Source organism: Bacteroides oleiciplenus YIT 12058, assembly GCF_000315485.1.
Classification (GTDB): Bacteria; Bacteroidota; Bacteroidia; order Bacteroidales; family Bacteroidaceae; genus Bacteroides; species Bacteroides oleiciplenus.
The window spans coordinates 1,386,586-1,401,413 of sequence record NZ_JH992940.1; the positions used below are offsets into that span (position 1 = coordinate 1,386,586).

The 14,828-nt window shown below is 44.2% G+C and carries 15 protein-coding genes and 1 tRNA gene; 11 read left to right on the forward strand and 5 right to left on the reverse strand.

The features are described 5' to 3' along the window. Window positions 1–6: 6 nt before the first annotated feature. Window positions 7–777 carry an SDR family oxidoreductase gene (locus HMPREF9447_RS06060; protein WP_009128819.1) on the reverse strand — a complete coding sequence of 257 codons (771 nt, stop codon included), beginning with the start codon at window positions 775–777 and terminating at the stop codon, window positions 7–9. Window positions 778–992: 215 nt separating this feature from the next. Between HMPREF9447_RS06060 and HMPREF9447_RS06065 the strand changes: the two genes are divergently transcribed. From HMPREF9447_RS06065 to HMPREF9447_RS06085, 5 genes are all read left to right on the forward strand, one after another. After that, window positions 993–1,862, forward strand: a complete 870-nt coding sequence (locus tag HMPREF9447_RS06065; protein WP_044137481.1) for an ion transporter — start codon at window positions 993–995, stop codon at window positions 1,860–1,862. A 25-nt stretch (window positions 1,863–1,887) separates the two neighbouring features. After that, window positions 1,888–2,313 carry a secondary thiamine-phosphate synthase enzyme YjbQ gene (locus HMPREF9447_RS06070; protein WP_009128821.1) on the forward strand — a complete coding sequence of 142 codons (426 nt, stop codon included), beginning with the start codon at window positions 1,888–1,890 and terminating at the stop codon, window positions 2,311–2,313. 16 nt (window positions 2,314–2,329) lie between these two features. Beyond that, window positions 2,330–3,055: an SDR family NAD(P)-dependent oxidoreductase gene (locus HMPREF9447_RS06075; protein WP_009128822.1), complete on the forward strand. Its 726-nt coding sequence runs from the start codon at window positions 2,330–2,332 to the stop codon at window positions 3,053–3,055. A gap of 64 nt (window positions 3,056–3,119) precedes the next feature. Further along, window positions 3,120–4,100: a lytic transglycosylase domain-containing protein gene (locus HMPREF9447_RS06080; RefSeq protein WP_009128823.1), complete on the forward strand. Its 981-nt coding sequence runs from the start codon at window positions 3,120–3,122 to the stop codon at window positions 4,098–4,100. Window positions 4,101–4,368: 268 nt separating this feature from the next. Continuing rightward, window positions 4,369–5,037 carry an MgtC/SapB family protein gene (locus tag HMPREF9447_RS06085; RefSeq protein WP_009128824.1) on the forward strand — a complete coding sequence of 223 codons (669 nt, stop codon included), beginning with the start codon at window positions 4,369–4,371 and terminating at the stop codon, window positions 5,035–5,037. 6 nt (window positions 5,038–5,043) lie between these two features. On the opposite strand, the gene HMPREF9447_RS06090 is transcribed toward HMPREF9447_RS06085, so the two are convergent. From HMPREF9447_RS06090 to HMPREF9447_RS06100, 3 genes are all read right to left on the reverse strand, one after another. Then, window positions 5,044–5,814 (reverse strand): TIGR03915 family putative DNA repair protein, encoded by a 771-nt coding sequence (locus HMPREF9447_RS06090; RefSeq protein ID WP_009128825.1) that lies wholly within the window; start codon window positions 5,812–5,814, stop codon window positions 5,044–5,046. A 27-nt stretch (window positions 5,815–5,841) separates the two neighbouring features. Further along, window positions 5,842–7,107: a putative DNA modification/repair radical SAM protein gene (locus tag HMPREF9447_RS06095; protein ID WP_009128826.1), complete on the reverse strand. Its 1,266-nt coding sequence runs from the start codon at window positions 7,105–7,107 to the stop codon at window positions 5,842–5,844. Window positions 7,108–7,279: 172 nt separating this feature from the next. Beyond that, a complete protein-coding gene (locus HMPREF9447_RS06100) occupies window positions 7,280–7,453 on the reverse strand; it encodes a hypothetical protein (RefSeq protein WP_009128827.1) in 174 nt (57 codons plus the stop codon). Between the two features lie 155 nt (window positions 7,454–7,608). On the opposite strand from HMPREF9447_RS06100, the gene HMPREF9447_RS06105 reads away from it, so the two are divergent. Beyond that, window positions 7,609–8,250, forward strand: a complete 642-nt coding sequence (locus HMPREF9447_RS06105; RefSeq protein ID WP_009128828.1) for an AlbA family DNA-binding domain-containing protein — start codon at window positions 7,609–7,611, stop codon at window positions 8,248–8,250. 59 nt (window positions 8,251–8,309) lie between these two features. Here HMPREF9447_RS06105 and HMPREF9447_RS06110 read toward each other — a convergent pair whose 3' ends face one another. Beyond that, window positions 8,310–9,290: an IS30 family transposase gene (locus HMPREF9447_RS06110; RefSeq protein ID WP_009128829.1), complete on the reverse strand. Its 981-nt coding sequence runs from the start codon at window positions 9,288–9,290 to the stop codon at window positions 8,310–8,312. Between the two features lie 121 nt (window positions 9,291–9,411). Here HMPREF9447_RS06110 and HMPREF9447_RS06115 point away from each other — a divergent pair, with 121 nt between their 5' ends. The 5 genes from HMPREF9447_RS06115 to HMPREF9447_RS06135 all read left to right on the forward strand — a co-directional run bounded on the left by HMPREF9447_RS06115 (window position 9,412) and on the right by HMPREF9447_RS06135 (window position 14,788). Beyond that, window positions 9,412–10,803, forward strand: coding sequence for an alanine/glycine:cation symporter family protein (locus HMPREF9447_RS06115; RefSeq protein ID WP_009128830.1), 1,392 nt, complete (start codon window positions 9,412–9,414; stop codon window positions 10,801–10,803). A 121-nt stretch (window positions 10,804–10,924) separates the two neighbouring features. Beyond that, a complete protein-coding gene (locus HMPREF9447_RS06120; RefSeq protein WP_009128831.1) occupies window positions 10,925–11,551 on the forward strand; it encodes a hypothetical protein in 627 nt (208 codons plus the stop codon). Window positions 11,552–11,851: 300 nt separating this feature from the next. Beyond that, on the forward strand, window positions 11,852–13,948 hold the full coding sequence (locus HMPREF9447_RS06125; RefSeq protein WP_009128832.1) for a KamA family radical SAM protein: 2,097 nt from the start codon (window positions 11,852–11,854) through the stop codon (window positions 13,946–13,948). Between the two features lie 116 nt (window positions 13,949–14,064). Continuing rightward, on the forward strand, window positions 14,065–14,640 hold the full coding sequence (locus HMPREF9447_RS06130; RefSeq protein ID WP_044137483.1) for a uracil-DNA glycosylase family protein: 576 nt from the start codon (window positions 14,065–14,067) through the stop codon (window positions 14,638–14,640). A gap of 75 nt (window positions 14,641–14,715) precedes the next feature. Continuing rightward, window positions 14,716–14,788, forward strand: a tRNA-Trp gene (locus HMPREF9447_RS06135). Window positions 14,789–14,828 lie beyond the last annotated feature (40 nt).

The following is a 14,828-nucleotide window of genomic DNA, read 5'->3' on the forward strand; positions in this document are numbered from 1 at the left end:
TTAGTTCTACGGTTGATAATCCCAACCATAATCATTATGATAAATCATCAATTTACTCATGCCTCCATCAATCGTGATGTTCTCTCCATTAATGAAAGAATTTCGTTCATCACAAAGGAAAAGAACAGCGCGGGCTATGTCAGCCGGCTCTCCCACCCTTTGTGAAGGATGTTGCATGACGTCGCCTTCCGTGTAAGACGGAACATAATCATCTTCGTGATAACTGCCTGTATCAATCCATCCCGGAGCAATGGAGTTCACCCGAGCAATGCCGGAAAGACTGACAGCCAGCGCATGTGTCAAAGCAGTTATTCCACCTTTGGCAGCCGTATAGCTCTCCGTATTGGTTTGCGACTGGAAAGCACGGGTAGAAGATATATTCACGATGGAGCCCGCCCCACTGAAATAATCCTTGAACAGCAAAGACAAGAAGTAAGGAGCAGCCACTCCCACACGCTGTACGTACACGAAATCCTCATAAGAACAATTACTCAATATCCCTCCGTTCGTCAGACAGGCATTGTTCACCAGACAATCTATCTGGTTCTCAAGAGACAAGACAAAGTCAACAAAGTCCCTCAAAGTTTCCTCCTCGGCAATATCCCCCACAAATCCCGTCACGGAAAGACTTCTTTCCGACATCTTCTCTTCCACAACCTGCACCATCTCCGGCGTCTTATCTATGAAGTACACCGTATATCCGGCTTCCGCAAACATTTCGACAATACAACGTCCAATGCCCGCAGCTCCACCCGTCACAACACATACTTTATTCATACGCTCTCTATATTAAGGGTTATAACTTCAACAACAGATGATGCTATGAACAAAATCCCAATTACGAAGGTTATTATTCTTTTCATGGTTGTTTACTTTAAAATCGTGAAAACAGGTAACAAATATACTCCATATTCCAGCAAGTTACAAAAAGTTGAGTACCCTTTTTCTTATTCAAAAAGGTTTTCCTACTTTTGTGACAAACATTACGAAACATGAGATTAAAAGAAAAATTCACTGCACTGATGCATAATCAGGCTTTGAAACGAAAATTATATATCATCATATTCGAAGCTGATACACGTGCCGGAAAGCTGTTTGACGTCACACTAATCTGGTGTATCCTGCTCAGCATCGGGCTTGTTATCCTGGAAAGTCTGCAAGGATTACCGGTATGGCTAAAGACACCTTTCATTGTGATGGAGTATCTGCTGACGGGCTTCTTTACTTTCGAATATATCACCCGGCTGTATTGCTCACCCAAACCTGCAAAGTATGCTTTCAGTGCTTTCGGCATTATCGATTTACTGGCCACACTGCCACTTTATCTTGCTTTTCTGTTCCCCGGAGCACGTTATTTGCTTATCATACGAGCTTTCCGTCTGATACGTATATTCCGTGTATTTAAGCTATTCAACTTCTGGATGGAAGGGCAGATGTTACTGACCGCATTGCGCGACAGTAGCAAAAAGATTGCCGTATTTTTCATGTTCGTTGTCATTCTGGTGATATCCATCGGGACGCTAATGTACATGATTGAAGGTGGAAAGCCCGGTTCTCAGTTCAGTAATATCCCCAACAGTATCTATTGGGCTTGTGTCACGCTTACTACTGTAGGATACGGTGACATTACGCCTGTTACAGCTTTGGGAAAATTCCTTTCGGGCTGCGTCATGCTGACAGGTTACACAATTATTGCAGTACCCACCGGAATTGTCTCCGTATCACTGATGAAAAGGCATGAAAAGAATGTGGCAAGAGAATGTCCCAACTGCCACAGAAGAGGACACGATGAGGGTGCACAATATTGCAAGTATTGTGGTTCAGCGCTCAATGGAATGAAGAATGAGGAAGGAAGTATTTAGATAAAAAATTAAAGCAATATATAAGATGGAACAAAATCTCGTTACCCAAAAAGAATTTACCCTACATCCCCGCTCCCGTGGTTTTCATCTGATAACGGATGAAATTATACGCAATCTGCCCCGATTGCCACAAGCAGGTATTCTGCATCTGTTCATCAAGCATACCAGCGCAGGCCTGACAATCAATGAAAACGCTGATCCGGATGTCCAGACAGATATGGAAGCCATCTTCAACCGTCTGGTGAAAGAACGGGAACCTTATTATATGCATACCTGCGAAGGTGATGACGATATGCCTGCCCATGCCAAATCCACTCTGACAGGAAACAGCCTCACCATCCCCGTCACCGATGGCAGACTAAATATGGGTATCTGGCAAGGCATATACCTTTGCGAATTCCGCAATCGTGGCGGTGGAAGAAAAATAGTAGCAACTGTAATCGGACAATAACCAATTATCAGAAAGTATGAAACGAGCCATTATCATAGGAGCCACTTCCGGCATAGGAGAAGAAGTAGCCAAACTGCTGGTTCAGCAAGGCTGGCACATCGGCATTGCCGGAAGACGGGAAGAAGCTTTGAAGAATCTGCAAGCTACCGCACCCGGACAAATAGAAATCCAGCGACTGGACGTGACGGAGGCAGACGCCCCCACCCTGCTGGAAACTCTTATCCGAAAACTGGGAGGCATGGATTTATTCTTCCTGAGCTCCGGCATCGGCAGTCAGAACCCTGACCTGCTGCCCGAAATAGAACTGAACACCACCCGTACCAATGTGGAAGGTTTTACCCGCATGGTAACCTCCGCTTTCAATTACTTCAAAGCACGGGGCGAAGGGCATATTGCCGTCATCAGTTCCATTGCAGGCACCAAGGGACTGGGCATTGCCCCAGCTTATTCTGCAACGAAACGTTTCCAGAACACCTATATCGATGCCTTGGCACAACTTGCCCGGATGCAACACCTGAACATTCATTTCACGGATATACGCCCGGGGTTTGTCGCCACTGACCTGTTGAAGAGTGGTAAATTCCCAATGCTGATGCAAGCCGGACAAGTAGCAAAAAGCATTGTCCGCGCACTGAACCGAAAGAAACGGGTGGTTGTTATAGATGGTAGATACCGGGTACTCGTTTTCTTTTGGAGAATGATACCTCGGTGGTTATGGGAAAGGTTGCCTATAAAGAACTAAGAATTCTTGCCCTGTTCCCTCAAATATCGTATATTCGACCTCCAAACCAAACAATATTCTGAAAATGAAAAAGAACTCTATACATATCTTGATAGTCTCCTCGGTTGCCTTGTGTGTAGGCACCGCACTCCCTTTCCTGCTGGGACATAGTGCGATAGACCCTGAACAGCAATCCGTTAAGTCCGAAGTACCATACTGTGTCACCTCTCCCGCCGTACCGGATAGAATCACCTTTGCCGGACAGGAAATTGACCTGAAGCGTTACGACCACCGCGAACGTATGGACCGCGAACAGATGTCGTTCACCTACATGCACTCCACCACTATGCTGACCATCAAACGTGCCAACCGTTTCTTCCCCATCATTGAACCGATACTGAAAGAAAACGGTGTGCCCGATGACTTTAAATATCTTGCCGTCATAGAAAGTAATCTGAATACCCTTGCCCGCAGTCCGGCAGGAGCCGCTGGAATGTGGCAGTTCATGCAGACCACCGGACGTGAATTCGGCCTTGAAGTCAACCCCAGTGTCGATGAACGTTATCATGTGGAAAAAGCAACCCATGCGGCATGTAAGTATCTGAAGGATGCGTACCAGAGATATGGTAACTGGCTTTGTGTAGCCGCCGCTTACAATGGCGGGCAAGGCCGTATTTCTTCTGAACTGAGAAAGCAACTCGTAGATCAGGCCGTAGACCTTTGGCTGGTTGAAGAGACTTCCCGCTATATGTTCCGTCTGCTTGCTGCTAAAGCTGTCATCAGTAATCCGCAACGCTACGGCTTCCTGCTTAAACGGGAACATCTTTATCCACCTATTCCTTATACGGAAGTCACCATTAATACGGGTATTGACAACCTGGCACAGTTTGCCAAAGACAAGGGTATCACCTACGCTCAACTGAAGGACGCCAACCCCTGGTTGCGCGACAGTTCCCTGCAAAACAAAAGCGGACGCACATACGTTCTGAAAATACCTACACAGGCAGGAATGCATTACGACCCGAAAAAGACAGTGCCTTACAATAAAAATTGGGTAATCAATTGAAGTAAGATACGCATTCATTTAAACAAATTATCAACGAGGATTTAGATACTCGTATTAGAAGAGATACATATAATTATTTACAAAATCAGAAGTTTGGAGATACAGTCGTAACCTCATCCCCATTCAGTCGGTAGGTGAATATGATTCAGTCGTAATGTGAATGCCATTCAGTCGGTACCTCATTATAGTCCATATTTACACACCTGACAATCAACCTGTTACACAGACGTCTTTTAATGACAATAAATTAGAACAAAAAGGAGGTAATATGACATTAGATTTTGATTTCGTACTCAGACTATTAGTTGCCGGCATTTTAGGCGCCATCATCGGGCTGGACAGAGAATACCGTGCCAAAGAAGCCGGATACCGCACCCATTTTCTGGTATCATTGGGCAGTGCCCTCATTATGATTGTTTCCCAATACGGCTTTCAGGACATCATCAAGGAAAACAGCGTCACGCTGGACCCGAGCCGTGTGGCAGCGCAAGTAGTCAGCGGCATTGGTTTTATCGGTGCAGGTACCATCATCCTGCAAAAACAGATTGTACGCGGGCTTACCACCGCGGCAGGAATATGGGCCACCGCAGGCATCGGCCTGGCCGTTGGTGCCGGAATGTATGTGATAAGTATTGCTGCTACCCTATTGACTTTAGCCGGATTAGAGCTTCTCAGCATTCTGTTCAAAAGCGTAGGAATGAAAAGTTCCATGATTACTTTCTCTACCACAAACAAGGACATCCTCAAAGAAGTTTCCGATCGTTTCAAATCCCGGAATTATATGTTAGTCTCCTACAAAATGGAAAGGCTCGGCTATGGAGAAACAGAAAGATATATGGTGACTATGGTTATCAAATCCAAGCGAAGCAATGACGAAGGACATATGCTGTCATTGATGCAGGAATGGCCGGACGTCACTGTAGAACAAATAGAATAACTGTCGTTACTGCTTCTCCGTCAGATGTTTCCAATAGCGCACAGGCATATCCTGTTTGTGTTTCCGCGGGTTTATCCTTTCTTTGATGCAGATAGCTTTAAAGTACGTCTTCCATAATTGCTGAAAAAGTTTTTCGTCCTTGTCCATCAAACTCTCATCCAGCATACCGGTAACGAGATGCCCCTCCCGCGAACCTTCTTCGAAAGTAACCTGACGCACTTCTTTTAAATCATAATAGAATCCGTAAGCCCGCTTGATGTCGTATATCAACCAAGGCTGGTCGGCAAAACGGTCTTTAAAATGGTCGATAGCCAAGGGGAGAGCGTTTTTTTCCGGTTCTACGGCAGCAAAGAATGTGCCGTCGGCAGCCTTCTGAAAACGGATAAACTGGAGCATGCGAAGACGTTCCCAGTCTACCCTTTTCCACATGCGTGAGAATTCCAAGACATCAGGGTCAGCAAAGTTCGTTTCAATGGAACGGGGAGCATCAATCGCCTTGCGCATATAACGGAACAGCAATATCGGTGTTTCTGCTTCTTCCGCCAGCCAACACTGAGCAAGGCAGGACAAAGCCCCGGAAGAAAGTTTCTTCTGCAGACCGCGCCACACACGCTTTGCTTTCTTCTCTTCAGTAATCACCATGAAAGCCTCATCATGAAATAAAGGTAACGGTTCTCCTTCCGGAAGCAGAGCATCAGGGAAAGTCCGACGGGAATAAGCTTCAAAAACAGAAGTCAACAGGCCCTCGAAAGTATTATCAAAGATGAATATCGTCATGATTATTTTTTATGAAACCATAAATAGCTAATCCTGAAAGTCAAGCAGTAACTGCCTTTCATCCACTTTCTTCTTATTGGATTTTGTTATCAACAGGCTGCGTACTGCCTGCGGGGTCATCTCATTCACCGTCTTCATGGGCAGTTCGTGGCAAGTAATGAAATATTGCGCTTTCTTCATCACCACACCTATCTTCTTCAACTCATAGAAGCCTAATTTAGAGAAGCGACGGGATGCCACAATCAGTCTTGCCGACTTCACTCCTACACCCGGAATACGTAGCAACATTTCATAATCCGCCCGATTGACGTCTACAGGAAACTGTTCCGGATGGCGCAAAGCCCATGATAACTTAGGATCTATCTCCAAATCCAGGTCGGGATACGAGTCATCCACTATCTCCTCTACCTTGAACTGATAGAAACGCATCAACCAGTCTGCCTGATAAAGGCGGTTTTCTCGCACCAGCGGCGGCTGCTTCAAGGCAGGCAAACGAGTATCATAGGTATTCACAGAGATATAGCCGGAATAATAAACACGTCTCATTGTAGGACCTTTATAAAGGGCGGATGAGAGATACAGAATATCCTTATCCGACTCTGTCGTAGCCCCCACAATCATCTGCGTACTCTGCCCAGCAGGAGCAAAACGGGGAGCATGACGATGTTTCTTCCGCTCTTCCGAACTCTCCAAAACCCCTTGCTGGATATAGCGCATCGGCGCATACACACTTTTATGGTCTTTTTCCGGTGCCAGCAGCTTCAGGTTCTCTTCCTTTGGAATTTCTACATTGACACTGAGACGGTCGGCATACAGCCCCGCCTCATTCACCAGTTCACGACTGGCACCGGGAATACTTTTCAGATGAATATAGCCATTGAAACGATGTACCGTACGCAAGTCTTTTGCCACGCGCACCAAGCGCTCCATAGTATAATCGGGATTTCGCACCACACCGCTACTGAGGAACAGTCCTTCTATATAATTACGGCGATAGAACTCCATCGTCAAATCAACAAGCTCACTAACCGTAAGCGTGGCACGAGGCAAGTCATTGGAACGGCGGTTGATGCAATAGGCACAATCATAGATGCAATAGTTCGTCAGCATCACCTTCAATAATGAAATGCAACGTCCATCTTCGGCAAAACTGTGACAGATGCCCCAGCCTCCAACAGTATTGCCCAACATACCGGGTTTATTTGAACGCACAGTACCACTGGAAGCACACGAAACATCATATTTCGCCGACTCCGCCAGTATCTTCAGTTTATTAAGGACGTTTTCATTCATACCCGCTACCCAAGTTATAATTGGGTCAAAATTAGCAATTCAAAAAGAAGGAAACAAGTAATGGGAAGTTAAATAATGAATATACTTCATAGGACATTGTTCTCACCTATTGACACAAAAAAGACCACCCCCGGCAGGAGTAGTCTTTCAATCTTTTTAGTAAGCGTGCCTATTATTTAGCAGCTTCCAAAGATGCTTTACGGAAAGCCTTCATTGACTTTTCGATTTCCAAAGAAGCCTTACGTGCACGAGTACCGGCAGCTTTGTTACCATTTTCAATCTGAGCTTTCGCATCTTTCTCAAATGCTGCATACATTTCAGCAACTTTTTCAACTAATTCTTTCATAATCCTTTTCTAGTTAATATTACTTCGTTAATAATGTCTGGCAAAAATACATTCTTTCTTGAAATAAATGCAGAAAAACGATATTTTTTTTGAAATAATCCGCAAAAATTGCACAAAAAAACATCCTCTGGCGTTTTTTACCTACTTTTGCAGACATGAAACCCCTTACAGATACGGAATACATACACTCGCTCATATCCGAAGGCGAGCACCAAAGGCAGGACTTTAAGTTTGAAATTTCCGATGCCCGTAAGATAGCCAAAACGCTCTCCGCCTTTGCCAATACAGACGGCGGACGATTGCTTATCGGAGTGAAAGATAACGGAAAAATTGCCGGAGTGCGCTCCGACGAAGAACAATATATGATAGAGGCAGCCGCACAGATGTACTGCCAACCGGAAGTGAACTATACCATGCAAACCTTCTATGCAGAAGGACGCAGCGTGCTAGTAGTACAGATTGAACAAAGTCCGCAGAAACCGGTTTATGCCAAAGATGAAACAGGGAAGCTGCTGGCTTATCTACGCATCAAGGACGAGAATATACTTGCTACGCCAGTGCATCTGCGGGTATGGCAACAAAGCAGTAGTCCACGCGGTGAACTGATAACATACACCGAACGTGAACAACTATTACTTGATTTATTGGAAGAAAATGATAGTTTGTCACTGAACCGGTACTGTCGATTAGCGCATCTCTCCCGCCGTGCAGCAGAACATTTACTGGCTAAATTCATTCGGTTCGAAATTGTGGAGCCGGTATTCGAGGGACATAAATTTCATTTCAGACTAAAATGAGAAATCAGGAGTGAGACGCCCTCTAATTATTATTTAACAAATAAATATAAAAGGTGGATTCAAGTTATAAATGCAACACCTATGTTTTCGTTTAATTTTTGAGCGAAAACTTCATTGGGCGTTTTAAATCCAAATCTTTTTCGTGGTCTGTTATTTAAAATACTTATTACTCTGTCAATTTGCTTCTGAGTGATGTTTGTAAAATTAGACTTTTTTGGGAAATATTGTCTTATCAATCCATTCAAATTTTCATTTGCTCCTCTTTCCCAGCTGTGGTAGGGCTTAGCGAAAAAGTAGTCTATATCGAGCTTTTCTGCTATCTGCTGATGATTAGCAAACTCTTTTCCATTATCTGAGGTAATGGTGTGTAACAACGGTTTCCAATCTTGTAAGAGTTCAATTGTTTTAGCTTCTATTTCGATTGATTCTTTGGTCTCTACCTTACCCATAAAGAGTAACCCAGTGGCGCGATCATTAATAGTTAGCAATGCCCCTTTATGATCTTTGCCAATTACTAGATCTATCTCTAAATCCCCAACCCGTTTCTTATCCTCGACAATCCTGGGGCGCTTATCTATATCTACCCGATTGGTTATCAATCCTCTGTCATCTTTGCCTAAACCTCTTTTTCGATATTTCTTCCCCTTAGTTCTTAGGTGTTTGTAGAGCTTGCCACCACCTCGTTTATCCTTCCAGATGTATTGATATATCCGCTCATGAGAAACCATTTCTTTACCTTCCAAGGCAGCTCTTCCGACTATCTGTTCAGGACTGAAATCCTGTTTCAAATAGTGTACTACATTGGCTTCAATATGTTCGTTAAATTTACATGGTTTACGTTTGTTCTGATGCCTTTTCATTGTTTTTCGCTGCGCTAAATCGGCTTTATATAAACCACTTCTAGCATCGGCGTTCCTCTTGATTTCTCTTGAAATCACAGATTTGTCCCGACCAACATAATTGGCTATTTCTGTAATTCCTTTTCCTAGACTTTTATAAGCCTCAATTTTGTATCTTTGTTCTAACGTTAAATGTCCCATAAATTTTGTAGTGTAGGAACCACAAAATTAAGGTGATTTTTTACGCCAACCAAGGGATGTCATCCCTTGGTTATTTTAAATGCTGTTGCATTTATTAGTTGAATCTAAGAAACAATATAAGATGGGTATAATCAACTCTATAAATGATATTCTTTGGACTTACATCCTCATTGCTTTATTGTTAGGGTGCGCTCTTTGGTTCACTCTGAAAACCCGCTTCGTGCAGTTTCGTATGATAGGAGAAATGGTGCGTCTGCTGGGTGATTCGGCAGGCACGAACGGGAAGCCCGGTGAGAAGCATATCTCTTCTTTCCAAGCATTTGCCATTTCCATTGCCAGCCGTGTGGGCACGGGAAATCTGGCGGGTGTGGCCACTGCCATTGCAGTAGGCGGACCAGGAGCAGTGTTCTGGATGTGGATCATCGCTTTATTTGGGGCTGCCAGTGCATTCGTGGAGTCCACATTAGCGCAATTATATAAGGTGAAAGGCAAAGACTCTTTCATTGGCGGACCCGCTTACTATATGCGAAAAGGTCTGAAACAACCATGGATGGGTACAGTCTTCGCTATACTAATTACAATCACCTTCGGCTTTGCCTTCAACTCTGTGCAAAGCAACACACTGTGTGCAGCATTTGAGCACGCTTTCGGTTTTGACCATGCCATTGTGGGAAGTGTCATTACGATAGCTACACTGATTATCATCTTCGGTGGTGTGCAACGCATTGCCAAAGTAAGCAGTATCATTGTTCCTGTCATGGCACTGGGATATATTGCCTTAGCTCTGATTATCGTGGCAATGAATATCACCTCACTGCCTGCTGTTATAAAACTCATCGTCAGCCATGCCTTCGGATGGCAACAAGCACTTGGAGGTGGTGTAGGCATCGCACTGATGCAAGGCATCAAACGAGGATTGTTCAGCAATGAAGCCGGTATGGGTTCTGCACCGAACGTAGCAGCAACGGCACACGTCACACATCCCGTAAAACAAGGATTGATACAGACATTAGGCGTCTTCACCGATACATTAATTATATGTACTTGTACCGCATTTATCATCTTGTTCAGCGGCGCTCCTCTGGATGGTTCTACCAACGGAGTACAGCTTACACAACAGGCTCTGACAAATGAAATCGGCTCAGCCGGAAGTATCTTTGTCGCTGTAGCCTTGTTCTTCTTCGCTTTCAGCAGCATCCTGGGCAATTATTATTATGGAGAAGCCAACGTACGCTATCTAACCCACCATAAGTGGATACTGAATATATATCGTGTCTTGGTAGGTGGCATGGTACTATTCGGTGCCCTCGCCACATTAGATGTAGCCTGGAGTCTGGCAGACGTCACCATGGGATTGATGGCTCTCTGCAATTTAATCGCTATCAGCCTGCTTGGCAAATACGCTTTCAAGCTGCTGGAAGACTACCGCACTCAGAAACGTGCCGGCATCAAAGACCCTGTTTTCACCAAAGATCGACTGAAAGAGGTAGAAAATGACATAGAATGCTGGTGAGAAGATTTGTGATTTATAAATTATGAATTATACAATTGTTGGTGTAAATCAACTTATTTCGTACTTTTGCAACCACAATTGCCTCGGCAATCATAATCATAAATCATAAATTATAAATCATATGGGTATATTTGCCAAACTATTTAAAAAGAATACAGAAGGAGCTTCTTCTAAAAACGTGGAAGATTTCGTGTCATTAACGCGCGTTTACTTCCAGTCCGTAATTGCCGCTAATCTGGGCATTACGAATATTCGTTTCGTACCAGATGTAGCCAACTTCAAGCGCCTGTTCAAGATACCGACACAGGGCGGACGACTGGGACAAGCCGAGAAAACCGCTTCACGCAAAATGTTGATGCAAGATTACGGATTGAGTGAAGGCTTCTTTAAGGAAATTGATGCGTCTGTAAAAAAGCATTGCCGTACACAGAATGACGTACAGGCTTACCTGTTTATGTATCAAGGCTTCTCACAAGACCTTATGATGCTGATGGGTAACCTGATGCAATGGAAGTTCCGCGTACCCTCTTTCTTTAAGGGTGCACTGCGCAGTATGACAGAAAAGACCGTACATGACATTTGCACCAAGACCGTATGGAAAAAGGATGATGTGCACAAGACTGCAATGGCAGTACGCCAGTACAAAGAGCGTTTAGGATACTCCGAGCAATGGATGACGGAATACGTATACAATGTCGTATTACTGGCAAAAAAAGAACCAAAAAGTAAAGCTACAGAAGAAAAATAAACCTAAAACACAGATAGGGAAAAACTGTTAGCAAAAGAAAAAGTTTTCTAAAGAAACTACCAAGAGATAAGGCGAGGAACATTTTCCTCGCCTTTTTTTGTTATTTTTATGCAACTTTTTTGTTCGGAGGAACAACAACACTCCATGTAAAGAGATTGTTGTAGAATAATATTTAGCACTTTTCGCTAAATCAAGAACAAGTTACAAGCTACAAACTATGAGTCGCTTGTGGCTTTTCATTTATAAAATGCTCCGGAGCAATAGAGCAAATTCAGTATTAATCTCTAAAAACAACCGCTTATGAAACAAAAGAAAATGCTTGCACTCACTTTGTCTCAGTTAAAACAACTTTATCGAAATGAACTTCCGGAAATTGTACGCATCGCCGAACAGAGCGACGGTACGGAAAGCTTCAAGCAAGATCTTTCGGAATTCATCACCGGTCAAACTGATGCAGAGAATGAAGCTGCCAGGCAAATTCGACTTCTGATTGAATATGACGGCCAGGAAGTCCACGAACTTTCTACCGATGAACAAATGACTGTTTCCACTCTGTCACTGCTATACGGATTTCTCACCGGAGATTTGGAAGAAGATATAGAAACAGACCTGTTCCTGGATATTTTCCAGCAATTCAAACGCCTGCAGTCCCTCGCTGCCCCACTCCCACCGCCCCAACGGGTCAAAGCATGGACTGAGCGCTGGCCCAGCGGACTCAACAAAGACGTGCAACTTATCCGTGCCAAAAATAAAGAACGCATTTTGCACGCATTAATACAAAAAATAGAACATCGGAAAAATACCGTTTCCCGTTATCGCTTCGAAGAAGGTATCAGCTACGAAGAGAAATATCATCTTGTTGAAGAATGGTGGAATGATTTCCGTTTTCACCTGGCCATGGCAGCCAAAAGCCCTACGGAACTGAATCGCTTTCTGGGCAATTCACTTTCTGCCGAAACTATGTACCTACTTTCGCGTGCCCGCAAGAAAGGAATGCCTTTCTTCGTTACACCTTACTATCTATCTCTGCTAAATCCCCGCAACGAAGGATACAACGACGATTCCCTGCGCAGTTATATTCTCTATTCCCCTCAACTGGTGGAGACTTACGGACAAATTCGCGCTTGGGAACGTGAAGATATAGTAGAAGTAGGAAAACCGAATGCCGCCGGCTGGCTCCTACCTGACGGACATAACATTCACCGCCGTTATCCAGAAGTGGCAATCCTCATCCCCGACACCATGGGACGCGCTTGCGGAGGACTTTGTGCTTCCTGCCAACGTATGTATGACTTCCAAAGCAAACGGCTCAATTTCGAATTTGACTCTTTACGCCCTAAAGAAACGTGGGAGAAAAAGTTGCGCCGCCTGATGACCTACTTTGAGGAAGACACTCAACTACGCGATATTCTGATTACAGGTGGAGATGCTCTCATGAGTCAGAACAAGACATTGGCTACCATCCTGGAAGCCGTTTACCGCATGGCTGTCCGCAAACGGAAAGCTAATCAAGAGCGCCCGGAAGGAGAAAAGTATGCCGAACTGCAACGTATCCGACTCGGTTCACGCCTACCGGCATATCTGCCTATGCGTATTAATGAGGAATTAGTAGAAATCCTGCGGACTTTCAAAGAAAAAGCATCTGTCATTGGTATCCGCCAGTTTATTATTCAGACACATTTCCAGACCCCACTGGAAGTTACGCCCGAAGCAAAAGAAGGTATCCGCAAATTACTGTCGGCTGGCTGGCTGATAACTAATCAGTTAGTATATAATGTAGCTGCTTCACGCCGAGGACACACCACTCGCCTGCGCCAAGTACTCAACGAGCTGGGAGTGGTTTGCTACTACACATTCTCCGTAAAAGGCTTTGAAGAGAACAATGCGGTCTTCACCCCTAATAGCCGTTCCATGCAAGAACAACGGGAAGAAAAGCGTTTCGGGAAATTGAATAAGGAAGATGCATTCAATCTATCGACATCGCTTGAAACGGCACTTGACCCTGCTGTTTGCATCCGTCAGTTCCTGAAGATTCATCATCTTCCGTTCCTTGCCACGGATCGTAGTGTTCTGAATCTGCCAGCCATAGGCAAGAGCATGACATTCAATCTGGTGGGAATGACCGAAGACGGAAAACGTATCCTGCGTTTCGAGCATGATGGTACACGCCGTCATAGTCCGATAATCAATCAACTGGGACAAATCTATATTGTGGAAAATAAATCCATAGCTGCCTACCTGCGGCAACTACGTGCCATGGGAGAAGATGTGGAAGACTACACAAGCATCTGGAACTACACAGAAGGTAAAACCGAGTCACGATTCAGCCTGTATGAGTATCCGGACTTCCCTTTCCGCATAACAGAAAAAATGAGTAATCTGGAAATAGCAGAATAATTTCCGGAAATAATCTGTAATTTTGCAAAAGACTGCACTATACATACGGGCGAAAATTCTTTCGCCCCTACAAGTGTGCAACAACGCTAAATAAATCATCATTTAAAATGTTAAGTATGGAAATAGAACAACACCCTTTAGAACCTTTTCTTCCCGCCAACGCCCGTTTGTTGATGTTGGGAAGTTTTCCACCCCAGAAAAAACGGTGGTCGATGGAGTTTTATTATCCGAACTGGAATAACGATATGTGGCGAATTGTAGGACTTCTGTTCTTTAATGACAAAACCTATTTTCTGAACGAATCGGCAAAAGCTTTCAACAAAGAATGTATTGTCCATTTTCTCCAGGAAAAAGGAATCGCCTTGTTTGATACAGCCACTGCCATACGTCGGTTGCAGGACAATGCATCCGATAAATTTCTGGAAGTTGTAGAGCCTACGGATATTGAAGCTATGCTTCGCCGATTACCGGAATGCAAAGCAATTGTCACTACAGGTGAAAAAGCTACGGAGACTCTATGTGAGCAATTCTCCCTTGTAAAGCCTAAAGTGGGAGATTTTGCAGAGTTTGTATTTGACGGTAACCCTATGCGACTCTACCGAATGCCGTCTTCATCACGCGCTTACCCACTTGCTTTAGAAAAAAAAGCAGCAGCCTACCGCATTATGTATCAGGACTTACAGATGCTGTAACAGGGAAGACCGTTAAAATAATTGCGCATAGTTCTTGCAAATATGAAACTTTACATTACCTTTGCAGCCGCAAACACGGGAGTAGCTCAGTTGGTAGAGCACTGGTCTCCAAAACCAGGTGTCGGGAGTTCGAGCCTCTCCTCCCGTGCAGTAAGAAAAAGGAGAGAAACAAATTTCGTTTCTCTCCT

What these genes read in the sequence shown, in the direction of transcription:
- HMPREF9447_RS06060 (WP_009128819.1), bottom strand. Translation starts at nt 777, where the DNA reads ATGAATAAAGTATGTGTTGTGACGGGTGGAGCTGCGGGCATTGGACGT.
- HMPREF9447_RS06065 (WP_044137481.1), top strand. Translation starts at nt 993, where the DNA reads ATGAGATTAAAAGAAAAATTCACTGCACTGATGCATAATCAGGCTTTG.
- HMPREF9447_RS06070 (WP_009128821.1), top strand. Translation starts at nt 1,888, where the DNA reads ATGGAACAAAATCTCGTTACCCAAAAAGAATTTACCCTACATCCCCGC.
- HMPREF9447_RS06075 (WP_009128822.1), top strand. Translation starts at nt 2,330, where the DNA reads ATGAAACGAGCCATTATCATAGGAGCCACTTCCGGCATAGGAGAAGAA.
- HMPREF9447_RS06080 (WP_009128823.1), top strand. Translation starts at nt 3,120, where the DNA reads ATGAAAAAGAACTCTATACATATCTTGATAGTCTCCTCGGTTGCCTTG.
- HMPREF9447_RS06085 (WP_009128824.1), top strand. Translation starts at nt 4,369, where the DNA reads ATGACATTAGATTTTGATTTCGTACTCAGACTATTAGTTGCCGGCATT.
- HMPREF9447_RS06090 (WP_009128825.1), bottom strand. Translation starts at nt 5,814, where the DNA reads ATGACGATATTCATCTTTGATAATACTTTCGAGGGCCTGTTGACTTCT.
- HMPREF9447_RS06095 (WP_009128826.1), bottom strand. Translation starts at nt 7,107, where the DNA reads ATGAATGAAAACGTCCTTAATAAACTGAAGATACTGGCGGAGTCGGCG.
- HMPREF9447_RS06100 (WP_009128827.1), bottom strand. Translation starts at nt 7,453, where the DNA reads ATGAAAGAATTAGTTGAAAAAGTTGCTGAAATGTATGCAGCATTTGAG.
- HMPREF9447_RS06105 (WP_009128828.1), top strand. Translation starts at nt 7,609, where the DNA reads ATGAAACCCCTTACAGATACGGAATACATACACTCGCTCATATCCGAA.
- HMPREF9447_RS06110 (WP_009128829.1), bottom strand. Translation starts at nt 9,290, where the DNA reads ATGGGACATTTAACGTTAGAACAAAGATACAAAATTGAGGCTTATAAA.
- HMPREF9447_RS06115 (WP_009128830.1), top strand. Translation starts at nt 9,412, where the DNA reads ATGGGTATAATCAACTCTATAAATGATATTCTTTGGACTTACATCCTC.
- HMPREF9447_RS06120 (WP_009128831.1), top strand. Translation starts at nt 10,925, where the DNA reads ATGGGTATATTTGCCAAACTATTTAAAAAGAATACAGAAGGAGCTTCT.
- HMPREF9447_RS06125 (WP_009128832.1), top strand. Translation starts at nt 11,852, where the DNA reads ATGAAACAAAAGAAAATGCTTGCACTCACTTTGTCTCAGTTAAAACAA.
- HMPREF9447_RS06130 (WP_044137483.1), top strand. Translation starts at nt 14,065, where the DNA reads ATGGAAATAGAACAACACCCTTTAGAACCTTTTCTTCCCGCCAACGCC.